Origin of the sequence: Arsenicibacter rosenii (assembly GCF_001870735.1) — a bacterium.
Lineage (GTDB): Bacteria > Bacteroidota > Bacteroidia > Cytophagales > Spirosomataceae > Arsenicibacter > Arsenicibacter rosenii.
In genome coordinates this window covers 21257-34133 of sequence record NZ_MORL01000031.1, presented here as the reverse complement: position 1 = coordinate 34133, position 12877 = coordinate 21257, and the positions used below count along the sequence as shown (strand labels likewise).

Genomic DNA, 12877 nt, shown 5'->3' with positions numbered 1-12877 from the left:
AGATCATGAAGTATCCATTTAGTTTGCTGTTGGGCAGTTTTTTACTGGTATCCGTAACAGCCTGTAACGACGATTTTCTGGTGCAGACCGACCCCAACGCGGTGGCTGCCAATACCTATTACCAGAACGAGAACGATGTATTGTTGGGCGTAAACGGCGTTTACCAGGCCCTGCGGAACAACAACGGCATTGCCGAGGGTAGCGGCCTGTTTTCCGAAGAGCGCTCCGACAACACCGGCCGGAACGATAACCAGTCGAACGCCGGGGAGCCGTTCCAGTTCAACGACTTTTCGTTGCTGCCGAGTAATACGTACCTGAAAAGCCACTGGCTGGCGCTTTACCAGACCATTACCCGCGCCAATCAGGTGCTGGCCGGTATGGACAATGTGACCTTCGCTAAGGCCGAAACCAAAACGCAGTACCAGGCCGAAGCGAAGTTTATCCGCGCCCTGATTTACTTCCACCTCGTGCGGAAATGGGGCGATGTCCCGCTCGTAACCAAACCGCTCACCTCCGCCGATGACGTGTCGGCCAGTACGTTCCGCGAGAAAAAAGAGAAAGTATACGAGCAGATTGTTGCCGACCTGACCGATGTGGTCAACAGTCCGCTGCCTGATCATCAGCCGGTAGCCGGTAAAGGCCGTGTGTCGAAAGTCGCCGGTCTGTCGCTGCTCGGGCAGGTGTATCTGACGATGGCCACGACTCTCGACCAGGCCAACCGGACCACCAACCTGAATCAGGCGAAAAACTACCTGACGCAGGCGTACAGCAAGCGTACCTTCGGGCAGCTGAAAGAGATTCCGTACGCCGATGTGTTTGATGTAAACAAGAAATCGACCAACGCCGAGATTATTTTCCAGATTGTTTACAAACAAGGCGATGTCAACTACTCGTCGGGGATTGCGGCCAGCAACCAGGCACAGGGCGAAACGATTAATTCGCTGCGGACAACGACCGGTTCGGGCGGCAACGTGAAAGCGGATCTGGTGAAAGACTACGAAGACGGCGACCTCCGCAAGGACTTTTCGATTAAATACGCCAACGCCTCAAACGTAAAGGATTATTTCATCACCAAATACCGTGACGCCAGTGCGGCGGCGGGTGCTACGGGCTACGGCGGCAACGACTGGATTCTGATCCGGTATGCCGACGTGATCCTGATGCTGGCGGAAGTAAACCTGTACCTCAACGACGAAGCAACGGCCATCAGCTACCTCGATCAGGTACGCGACCGGGCGAAGATGCCGCTGTATGCCGTAGCCAGAACAACCGCCGCGTATACCGCAAAGTACCCGACGCTGAAGCTGGCGATTCTGCACGAGCGCCGAGTGGAACTGGCCTTTGAAAACCACCGCTGGTTTGACCTGCTCCGGTCATTCACGCCGGACGAACTGGTGGCCTACATGAGAACCAAATCGCAGGCCGACTATGGCACCGCGAAGGTGTCGAACTTCGGCCGGAAGGATTATTACTACCCGATTCCGTTTGACGAATACAAGCTGAACCCGGCAAAGATGTACCAGAACGAAGGGTATTAACGGTTTCTGCCGCCCATGATAAACGGCCTGTTCTCAGCGAAAGAGCAGGCCGTTTTGGGTCCCGGCTACGTCAAACGGCAGAATATTCGTCGGGCAGCGTATGGTCAACTTAGTGCGTAAAGTGTATCTTTACATCCTCACAGTACGACAGCGACGGTGCTAACCATACCGCGCCTGCATTGACCTTGATGAAAGATACGTTGCTCACCACTGCCGGCGATCCCCGGAAAGCCAAGTTCATTGCTATCAGTGAACGCATTATCGAACGCATTAAAACGGGAGAACTTCAGCCCGGCGACCAGATTCCATCGGAAAACGAACTCATTAAAACCTACAATGTGAGTAACACAACCGCGCGGAAAGCCTTGCTGGAGATTGAATCGAAAGGCTGGGCGCGGCGTGTCAAAGGCAAAGGCACCTACGTGCTGAACCGCACCGAAGACCATCACCTGCTACGGACACTGGGGTCGATTTATGCGACACGGCGCGGCTTCCACGACAGCCTGATTGCCGAGGGATTTACCCCTAAAAATATTGTTCTGGAGAAAACAATCCTGCCCGACGGTATTTCGTCGGAGATTAACGGCCGGCACTTTATCATCGAAGGGCCGGTCATGAAACTACATCAGCTCCGCTATGCCGACGACATTCTGATTAAGGATGAGGTCAAGTACATTTCGCTGCAGCTCTGTCCGAAAATAAACCGGATTCCGACCGAAGTATCCTACTTCAAGGTGTATGAAAATGCCTATCACCTGCAGATCACCGAGGTGCAGCAGACGCTGAGTGTCCGGATACTGGAGCCCAACACCACTAATTTTGACCTGGCCAGGCCGACAGCTGCGTTTGTGCTCGACAGTGCGGTGGTCTGTACCAATGACAAGGTGGTGGAAATTGAGCAGTCGTATTACCACGGCGACAAGTATAAGTTTGCCGTCATTGCCAATCCGGAAAAGCAGCCCCGCCCTATGGTATAAACCACTTCATAATCTCAGCCGCAATAACCTCATGGCCGGCTTTATTGGGGTGGTTAACATGCGACATGTACTCTTTTTGTTTCCCGGCTTTTGTCAGTTGCTGAAATACCGGATACGGGTCGGCCAGCCCCGTATGGTACTGACCGGCCAGCTGCCGGATCTGCTGCACGTAAGGCTCCAGCGGATTTGAAGGATCCGCTATATCAATGCGCTGATCGGGCGAAGGGGTCAGTAAAATCACCGGAATCTGCCGCGCCTGCGCCGCCTGAATCATCGTTTCCCAGGCCTCCCTTACTTTCCCGATATCCGAAAAGCGGTCGTTCAGGGCATAGTCGATAAACAGCACATCCGCTTTATGGGGTAGTACTTCCGGTTCAAACCGTGTTTGTCCCTTGATGCTGTTTTCGCCGCCGATAGCGGTAACAATCACGTTAATAACGGCGTACGGATACTGCTTTTTCAGCCGTTCCAGGACCAGATTCGGATAGGATTCAAGGGTATGCACCTCATGGTCATGCCAATAACCGGCCGGTACCGAATGTCCGTGAAAAACCAGATTGATCGTCCGGTTTTGAGGCCAGACGGCAGTCAGTTCCTTTTTGACACCGGCCACATACGTGGCGGCGGTAGCGGGCTGGGCATGCACAGAAGCGGTCAGCCAATTCAGACAGCCAAGAAGACCTAAAGCAATGCGTAACATGGGGTTAATCCGTTTTTATGGTTTGAATGGTTACCGGGCCGATTAATCCGGAAACGCGGAGGGGAACCTGTTTCCAGGGCGTTCCCTTATAGCCGGTCAGCGTGTTGGTGCTCGTATAGTGCGCTCCGGTAAGGGCATCTCCCGTGAGGCGGTTCGACCAGGTATTGGCGACGTCGATGATCAGCTTATTTTCACCCGCATGGAGCCATTCCGTAATGTCGAGCCGGTGAGGTTCGGCCCAGGAAATACCCGCATGGTGTCCGTTAATCCAGACATCGGCTACTTCAGCGACCTTTCCCAGGTCCAGGTACACCCGCTCCCGCGAGGCCGGTATGCCCCCTGGATACGGAATGGTTTTCATATACCGGCCAATCCCCGAGAAGTACTTCACCCCTTCCTGCTCCGAATCAGCCCATGACCTTAACTCCGGTAATGTTACCTGTTCCGGCGCGCCACGGCCTTCCGGAAACTGCACCTGCCAGCTCCCTGATACGGGAAGAGTCCGGACCGTAGTTTTTACTGTCCTGCCGGCTTTGCCCGATAGCGTAACCGTGCCGGGCTCTCTGAAACGGACACCCGCTGCGGTATAGTCGATTACGGGCAGAAACGCGCCCTTTGCCCGTATACCGGTATAGTGCGGCCCTGGCTTCGCCGGTCTGAACACCACAAAATACGCCCCATAGGGTGGCAGCGAGAGCGGCAGCTGCGTCCTGCCGCCCTGTTGTTCATAAACCGGTATCGGCACCACACTGCCGTCTATCGGGTTCCAGAGTTCAGGCGTTTTGCCGGTCTGACGAAAGAAAAACGGGGTCGTTACCCATGCCGGCGAGCCATTCCGGACCAGGTAAACATCTGTTTGCTGTTGCTGGTAATGTACATAGTCAAACCACGGTGCCGATACCGCCGGTACATCCACATCCGGGCCAACCGACGCATTACGCAGCAGCGCAACCGGGGTATCGGCCCTGAACGGCCCGCCACTGATGACCGCCCCCTGCTTCGCCAGCTGATGCAGCCTGGTCAGCACAGCAGCCGGCAGCTGCCCTTCCTGAGGAAGCGCCAGTACACGGAAGCGGGCACCGTCCGGTAATACCAGCTGCCCCTCCTTAACCGTCAGGTTGTGCAACAGCACATCGGTATTGATGATCTCATAATCATAGCCCCGACCGACGCTGAAACGGGTGTTTTTGGGCGGCACAAAATTCGGCACCTGATCCCCGTAGTAATACAGTACATCGGCCACAAACTTTGTTTCCTGCAACACATACGACACGCGGGCGAGGTAATCCGTAAACGGTTTTACCATGGGCCACCACGTTTGCTTATCGTTGAAATGCGTACCTGCGCTGTAAACGATGCCCGGTAGGCCTGTCCCTTCCGGATTGTGGCTGAATCCGTGTATCACAACGCGGTTCATGCCTTCGCAAAACGCACGGTCGGCGATGGGTTTAAGGTCTTTCAGCCCTTCCTGCCAGTGGTGGAAGCTCGTAAATGCTTCCTCCTCTACCATTTTCCGGCCGTAAATATGGGCGGCGGCCGCAATTTCCTTCACCAGCCACATGATGTCCACACTATCGGGCGCGAGGTATGTATACCGGCTCCAGAACTCGCCGCGCGGCACATCCAGGGACCCCAGCGCTTTCAGCGTCTCCACCGGAACATTATGCAGCGGCGGGCCGGGCCCACCAGCCTCTGAGGCAATCTGCAGGCCATATTGATGGCAGATTTCGCCCGCTTTCCGGTAATGGTTCCGGATCATCAGCTCCGACAGCGTCCGGTTATAGCCTTGCTGAAAAACACCGGTCAGCTCGTCCGTCAGCAGGGTTTTATCCAGTAAGGCAGGCAGAAACTTATCAATCGGGTAGCCGTTAACGGCGTTGAAAGCCGCAGGCAGGGTCGGCGTCCAGACAAAGCCGGTGGCTTCGTAACTGGCCAGGTAGAGCGTTTTCAGGGCCGTTTTCGACAGATCGCCCAGCCGTGGGGTCAGTTTCTGCATAAACCAGGTAAAATGGGCCCGCGTTGCCGACGAATCGAAATGATCAATGATCGGCCCTCTGGAATTAGCACTCGGGAGCTTCAGCTGCTCACCGGAACCGGCACACCCATACCGGTGTACCTCCCACCGGCCAGCGGGCGGCGTCCAGGTCAGCACTTCTGTCCGGGCATTGAACCGGTCGGTCAATACCAGAATCCGGCTTGTGTCTAAACCGGCCTGCCGGTTGTCAAGCGGGATAGCCACCACGGCGACGTCACGGTACCAGACCGGTTTGCCATCGGCCCCGTACTCAATCAGCCGCGGTTTTCCTTTTTCGTCCAGCCGGCTGATTTCCGGAAACGGCAAAGGGATCGTTTGCGGGCGACCACCTTCTACCTTCGTTCTGGATACGTACAAGGATTTGGCGGCATGTTCCGGCCGAACCCAACTGCCCCCGGCATTCCAGCTGCTGGCTACGTTCAGACCCACTTCCAGGTCAAGGCGGGTGGCTTCCCGGATCGCGGCTTCAATAGCATCCAGCGAGGCATCGCTCATGAAGGGCGGGCCGGCTTTTACCATATTGTCCGGGTTATTAGCCGCCGACACCCCGATTTCAAAAATATCAACGCCGCCGATCCCTGCCTGCTTTATGGCCCGCAGTTCCTGTTTCAGCCGGACTGTATCGGCATTGCCGTTCAGCCACCACCAGTAGACTTTAGGACGGGCCTGCCGGGGCGGGTCAGCAAACCCTTTTCGTAACAAGGCGTAGCCATCAGACTGAGCACTTGCCGGATGCCTGAAAAACAGGCAGCATAAAACAAGAATTCCCGTTCGTGTCAACATGATTTTACGGATTATCGGGTGGTCTGAATCGTTACCGGCCCCAGCAAACCCGACTCAATGAGCGGCAGGTCCTTCCAGGCAACCAGATTCTTATTGGCTTTGGTAATGTTGGTTTTGGTGTAGGTTTTGCCCGTAATGCCATCACCGGTCAGGCGGTTCGACCAGGTGTTGGCCACCTCAACTGTCAACACATTTTCACCGGTTTTGAGCGCATCTGTAATATCAACGCGGTAAGGCGCGGTCCAGACAATGCCGCACGGTTTGTTATTCAGCCAGACCTCCCCGACTTTTGCTACCCGCCCCAGATCGAGCCAGATACGTTGTCCCTTTCCTGGTCGGGCGGCAGGTCTCCAGTTGAATGCCTTCCGGTAGGTAGCCATGCCGGAGAAATACTTAACACCCTCGTTTTCTGAGGCAGTCCATGACATCAATGCAGGCAGGGTAACAGCCGCCGGTGCCCCATGGTCTTTCGGGAACGTTACCTGCCACGGTCCGGCAACGGACTGGAGCAATTTACTGTCCGGCCCGGCAACCATCCGGATCGCAGCCTGACTGGTGGCTGTAGCGGGGCCCTTACCGAACACAACAAAGCCGGAACCGTAGGGCGGCAGGGTAACCCGCAGCTGCGCTAACCCGTCTGCCTGTTGTTGTCCCGCCATGGCCGTAATTCCGCCCGTTACCGGATCCCAGAACTCAGCCGTTTCAGCCGTTTGCCGGAAATAGCATGGCTGCGTTATCCACTGATTAGTCGTGTTCCGGATCAGGTAAAAATCCTGACCGGCATTCCGGTAATGTATGTGATCTATCGGTGTGTACCGTTGATCGGCCTTCTGTCCGGCATAGCTGAAATCCGGCCGGATTCCCATGGTTGTTAATACCTTTAACACCGGCTCGCCTTCGGTCACCCTGCCGCCCGCAGCCATTAGCTTCCGGATCTTTTCCCGCACGGCGTCGGGTATACGTCCCCCCTTGCCCAGATCAAGAACGTGGTAGCTCCCTACGCCGGGTAAGACCCATTTTCCGTCCTTCACGGTCAGGTCGCGGAGGAGTACGTCGGTATTGATCACCTCATAATCATAGCCCGGCCCGACGACATAGCGGGTGTTTTTGGGCGGAACCAGGTTCGGCACCCCGTCGCCGTAATAGTGCAGTACATCGGCGACGAAATCTGTCTTTTGCAGGATATACGAAATGCGGCTCAGGTAATCATTGAACGGCTTGCTTTTGGGCCACCAGCCGTTGCGGTCGTTGTAGTGCGTACCGGCAAAATACGCAATGCCCGGGTAGCCCATGCCCGCCGGGTTATGGGCAAACCCATGGATGACCAGCCGGTTCATGCCTTCGCAGAACGCCCGGTCGGCCAGCGGTTTCAGGTCTGCAGGTCCCTCCTGCCAGTCCCAATAGCTGGTAAACGACTCCTGCTCAACGATACCGCGCTTGTAAATGTGGGACGCGGCGGCAATCTCCTTGACCAGAAAAATCATATCGACCAGACTATCCTTGTCGTTTTCAAGGAAAAACGTCCGGTTATACCAGTTTTCACCGCGCGGCACATCAAGGGCACCCAGCGCTTTCAGGGTCTCAACCGGAATATGGTGCAGGTGGCCCGGCCCGCCCGACTCCGAAATAATCTGTAAACCATACCGGTTACAGATTTCCTTTGCTTTGCGGTAGTGATTGTTGATCATCAGCTCCGAAAAAGCCTTGTCGATATCCGTCTGAAAAGCCGCTGCCAGCCCTGGCTTATACCACTCGCGGTTGAAAACAGCGGGCAGAAATTTATACAGGTCGTAGCCATGGAGCTTCCGGAAAGCCACCGGCAGCGTGGGCGTCCAGGTAAACTCTTTGGCTTCGTAGCTGGCCAGATACAGGTTTTTCAACGGACTTCCGGTAAAATCACCGACGATGGGTCTGAGCCGGTCAATGAAATACAGGACATGCATCCGCGTCGCCGACGAATCGAAATGGTCGATAATCGGGCCGGCCGAATGCGGCGTGGGCCGGATTAATTGTTCGCCCGAATTGGCACAGATGTAGCGGCAGACCTCCCAGTTACCGGCGGGGGCCTGCCAGGTCAGGGCTCCGGTCTTGGGGTTAAAGCGGGCAGACAGATTCACTACCTGTGCGGTATCGAGCGTGCCTTTGGCGCCGGCCGGAAAGGCCACTACGGCAATTTCCTCGTACCAGGCCGGCCGCCCGTCCGGTCCGTACTGAATCGGGCGCTTATTGCCCTGCCGGTCGGGCGTTATAACCGGAAACGGCAGGGTCAGGGTATGGTTTTCGCCGCCCCGCACGGTGGTTTTCGAAACATAGATAGTTTTGGCGGCATGTTCGGGCTTTACCCAGGTACCGCCCGCATTCCAGCTGCTGGCCAGATTCAGGCCTACATCCAGCCCCAGTTTACCGGCTTCGCGGATGGCCATGCCAATCGTTTTCACCGACGCGTCGCTCATAAACGCGGGCCCTGCCGGAATGATCTGATTCGGGTCGCTGGCCGGTGGCAGGCCGATTTCAAAGATATCGACGCCGCCCAGCCCGGCCTCTTTGATGGCCCGCAGTTCCTGTTTCAGCCGTACGGTATCGACATAGCCGTTCAGCCACCACCAGTAGACTTTAGGACGGGCGTGGACAGGCGGATTTTTGAACCCCGCCCGCAGATCGGAGCCGGGAACCGCATGGGGTCGGGACCATGGAGTCCGGAAGGCCAGTATGGCGCATACCACGCCCAGCCCCAGTAAAAAAACAGGGGATTTCATGTTATCTCTTTGGTTAAAACAAGGCATTACACCACAACTCCGCGTAACACAGTAGCCTTCAGCCGCACTTACCAGAAAGCCACAAGCTCTCCGGTCACGTTTTCAACAACGTAGTGATGGCCGTATTTCCGGTCGCCGGGCTTAACGGCGGTCTGCCCTTTTTTCCACGGATAACCCGAGTTGGTATATACCCGTAGTGCCTGCTCTGATACGCCCTCATCCGGATAAATACGGACCGTTGCGTTTTTTAGCCCCGTCAGCTTCACACACCGTTTCATGTACTGTACACCCGACGTCATCTCCTGACACGACACCTGCCCATCGGCCTGATCGACAAAAAAACGGCTTTCGCGATGCCAGGCTTTCGGCAGGTTATAGACCGAAAATCCGTTGTCGAGATCGGTTTCGTAGCCGGTCAGCAGCGGAGCGCCCTGCGGCAGCCGGAAGCGGTGGGTTACCGTCGTGTTCGGGCAATAGCCCGAAAAGAAAAACCCGTTATTGCCCCGCGCAATGGCCAGCACCGGATTTTTGACCGATGGATCTTTCTTGTCTATACGGTAATCCAGCCCGAACTCACGGAGCACATACCGCATCAGCAACGGCCCCGTAAACAGCTCATCGGGGTTGTCAGGTGTCAGCAGTTTACCGCCGGTAAACCGGCTGGAGTTGGTGCCCCGCACATAGGCCACTTTTCCGCCTTTCCAGGCTGGCAGTTCGCGCACCCAGACTACATCCCGGCTATTACCGGCCTGCGTCATCCGGGTCAGCACGCGGGTAAACTTATCGGCCTTGTCGTTTACCAGTGTGGTGATGCCCCCGCCCGAAAATAAGGCCCGGTGCGTGATTTTCGCCGGTGCCGGTTTGGCCAGCCGGTCGGCATTGATCATCGATGAGACCAGGAAGTCGCCTTCCAGCGGTGCCGCATTGCGGCCGTTCAGCAGGTCGAGAAAGGCGCTGCCGGCATGGTCGGCCGGACCGTAAACGAGCAGTTTACCGCCGTTCTGAACGAAGCCAATCAGGGCTTTTTCCTGCGCAGAATTCGCCTCCGGTACAATACTGACCAGCACGGACTCCCCGAAATAAGCCGGCTTTCCGGCCAGCACACGCTGAAAGGAACCGGTCGAAATCACCGTATTGAGCGGAAACCCGTTGTTGATCGCCTGCCGGATCAGCCAGTCCCCGTAGTAAATTTCGGGCAGGCGGCCGGGCTGTTTGTACGCCCAGGTATGGTACTCCTCAAAAGGATATACCCAAACCAGCGGCCCCGGCGCGGTCGGCGAATCATACCGGGCTTTCAGGATATGCGGCGTTACCTCGTCGGGCACCTGCGCGGGCATGTCGCCGTAGGTATTGTCGGCCGTCAGAAAATTCAGGTGCGTGGGCAGCCGGACGTCACCGCTGGCATTGATCCGGGCAACGGCCATGGGCAGGTAAATATCGTGCGGTTCCTGCCCGTACCGGTCGAGCCACGGGCTATTGACCCACCACGGATCGTGGGTGTAGTACCGGAACAGATACCGCTCATCGGGCAGCTCGGCCATGCGCGACATATAACCGGCCATCTCCAGCCCGAAATCACCGTCGAGGGCGGCCCAGGGCGAGTTGGGCGGGGGCAGCATGTTGTAGTTACCCCCGTAAATCTGCTTCAGGTCAACACCATCGCGGGCCAGATCGGCTCCGGCAGACAGATTCGTTCCCCGCGTCTGAATCTCGAAACCGGGGCATTCTTTCCGGAACCGGTTCCAGAAATCAGCAATCAGCGCACGGGTGTTGGCCAGTTTTTCGCTGGCAAACGCCTGCCCGTTGAAAATGGCACCGGTCGATGACCAGCCTTCCACGCCAAACCCGAACCCGTTGCTGAGCCAGATGTAGTCATAGCCCAGATCGGTCAGAAAATGCTGGCTTTGGCGCCCCAGAAACGTGCCGAACGGGGTGTTGGCCGGGATTCCGGACGGGAAACCGGCATAGTGCGCTGTATCAGCGTTCAGCGTGGCATAACAACTGACCATGGTTTTGTGGCCCATGGCATTGCCACCCAGAATTTCGGGGTGCTTTTTGTATTTAAAGGCCGACTTCGCAAATTCCGGCCCCGGATCAAACGTTGCCCCGATCCGGATAGGCTTACCCGTCACCCGGCTACCGGCTTCCTTCAGCGATTGAATGATGCCTTTCAGGTCGCCGTAGGTAAACGACGGCGGATTCTCCATGTACAGGTACGCCCGCTCGTGTAGCGAAAGCTCCTTCGGCCCCGACCCGACAGCATGGTCTGTATTCGGATTACCCATGTAGCGGGCCCATTCCAGGGGTTGGTTCATCCGGCCCGTATAGTCCAGAATCTCAGACCCGTCGCCGGTCCAGAGCATGACAGATACCGTATCGGCATGTCGCAGCAGCGCCGACCACTGGGTAAACAGTTCCGTGGAGACCTGCCGGTAATACGCCTGGTCATTTTTCTTAAACGGTTTCAGCGACAGTTCCAGGGTAATGTTGTTAAAGGGCTTCCCCCGCAGGGCCGGGTTGTCCGGTTGCTGCATTTCGGGACCCGGCATAAAGCCGGAAACGGCAATGCTGAGAAAGGCAAACAGTAGAATACGCATACAATTGAAAGTCAGGTTTTCCGGTGATTTACCCCGTTTAATACCCCGGATTTTGTTTCACCATCGCCGGGTTAAGATCGACCTCATTTTGCGGAATCGGGAAGATCAGTTCGAACTCATCGAGTTTGAACGAGAGTTTCAGGCTGGCATAGTGGGCGTTCATGACGGTCAGTGCACGGCCCGTCCGGACCAGGTCAAACCACCGCTGACCTTCGTACAGAAACTCAACCCGGCGCTCATTTTCAATCGCCTGCCGGACATCTGCCTGCGTCTGCACCGTCAGGTTACCCAGTTTGGCCCGCGTCCGGACCTGATTGATATACGGAATGGCTTCGGCGGGTTTGCCCTGCTCATTCAGCGCTTCGGCATACATCAGCAGCACATCGGCATAGCGCAGCGCGGTAAAGGTGACGCTGCCGTCTGACAGATCAATCGCCTTAAAATCAACGAATTTTAATCCATACCGGCTGTATGACTTCTTGCCGCCGATCAGGCTTACCGAATCATTGACCGACACCGCCTTACGGGCGTCACCGGCCTCGTAGGCATTCAGCAGGTTCAGGGTCGGCGTAATGCGGCCCGAGCCCTGGAGGTTGTTGGTAAAAATCGCCATGCTCGTAATGGCGGGTGTAAACAGCGCCGAATAGTTGTTGCCCAGACTCCGCCCCGAAACAAACTGCATCTCGAAAACGGATTCGGCCAGGTTGTTATTCCCGTTCGTGAACAGCGTCTGGTAATTAGCGGCCAGCGAGTACGTTTTCGCATCGATTACCTCCTTTAGTTTGGCGGCGGCCAGATCATAGCTTTTCTGTGTCAGATAAACTTTGCCGAGCAGGGCTTTGGCCGATAGCCGCGACGCCCGCGTTTTGTCGGTGTTTCCGCCCGCCGGCAACAGCGCCTCGGCTTCGGTCAGATCCTTAACCAAAAAGGCATACACCTCACTGGCCGGTTTCAGCGATAAATCAGCGGCCGACACCTGCGCCGGACTACTGAACGTCTGCGTGATGATGGGTACATTTCCGTAAAGCCGGACCAGGTAGAAATAAGCATAGGCCCGCATAAACTTTGCCTCGCCTTTAATCCGGTCTTTGGCCGTCTGATCGAAACTGACCCCGTCGATCCGGTTCAGGATTGCGTTGCTGCGCGAAATGGTGTACAGACAGCTGTTCCAGACCGCCTGCACAAACGCGTTGGTCGACGTAACGGCGTTCTGATCCATCTGCATCTCATCTGTCGAGGGTGATGACCATTGAATTTCGGCGTTATCGGTCGACAGTTCGGTCATATACAGCACGTTGCTGCTGAACAGTCCCCGGAAGGTGCCGTACACACCTGTCAAGGCCGTTTCAAAGTCATTCTGGCTTTTATAAAACGTCTGTTCACTAATCTGGTATTCAGGGGCAAGGGCGAGGAAGTCTTTGCAGGATACCAACGCACCGGCCATCATCAGGATAAGGAATAGTTTCTTTTTCATAATAGTAGCGTACTATG

The 12877-nt window shown here is 56.1% G+C and carries 7 protein-coding genes; 2 read left to right on the top strand and 5 right to left on the bottom strand.

Going from position 1 to position 12877, the window contains the following annotated elements:
• The first annotated feature begins 5 nt into the window (after window positions 1-5).
• Together BLX24_RS27315 and BLX24_RS27310 are read left to right on the top strand one after the other, a co-directional pair.
• A complete protein-coding gene (locus tag BLX24_RS27315) occupies window positions 6-1538 on the top strand; it encodes a RagB/SusD family nutrient uptake outer membrane protein (protein ID WP_071506409.1) in 1533 nt (510 codons plus the stop codon).
• Between the two features lie 188 nt (window positions 1539-1726).
• A complete protein-coding gene (locus BLX24_RS27310; RefSeq protein WP_071506408.1) occupies window positions 1727-2515 on the top strand; it encodes a GntR family transcriptional regulator in 789 nt (262 codons plus the stop codon).
• Here BLX24_RS27310 and BLX24_RS27305 read toward each other — a convergent pair.
• The 5 genes from BLX24_RS27305 to BLX24_RS27285 all read right to left on the bottom strand — a co-directional run bounded on the left by BLX24_RS27305 (window position 2505) and on the right by BLX24_RS27285 (window position 12860).
• Window positions 2505-3215, bottom strand: a complete 711-nt coding sequence (locus BLX24_RS27305) for an SGNH/GDSL hydrolase family protein (RefSeq protein WP_071506407.1) — start codon at window positions 3213-3215, stop codon at window positions 2505-2507. The two genes, BLX24_RS27310 and BLX24_RS27305, sit on opposite strands and share 11 nt — an antisense overlap.
• Before the next feature lie 4 nt (window positions 3216-3219).
• The gene (locus tag BLX24_RS27300) at window positions 3220-6033 is read right to left on the bottom strand and encodes a glycosyl hydrolase (protein WP_071506406.1); all 2814 of its coding nucleotides are present in this window, start codon (window positions 6031-6033) and stop codon (window positions 3220-3222) included.
• Between the two features lie 11 nt (window positions 6034-6044).
• A complete protein-coding gene (locus BLX24_RS27295; protein ID WP_071506405.1) occupies window positions 6045-8789 on the bottom strand; it encodes a glycosyl hydrolase in 2745 nt (914 codons plus the stop codon).
• A gap of 68 nt (window positions 8790-8857) precedes the next feature.
• On the bottom strand, window positions 8858-11386 hold the full coding sequence (locus BLX24_RS27290; RefSeq protein WP_071506404.1) for a hypothetical protein: 2529 nt from the start codon (window positions 11384-11386) through the stop codon (window positions 8858-8860).
• A 37-nt stretch (window positions 11387-11423) separates the two neighbouring features.
• On the bottom strand, window positions 11424-12860 hold the full coding sequence (locus BLX24_RS27285; protein ID WP_071506403.1) for a RagB/SusD family nutrient uptake outer membrane protein: 1437 nt from the start codon (window positions 12858-12860) through the stop codon (window positions 11424-11426).
• Between the last annotated feature and the right edge of the window lie 17 nt (window positions 12861-12877).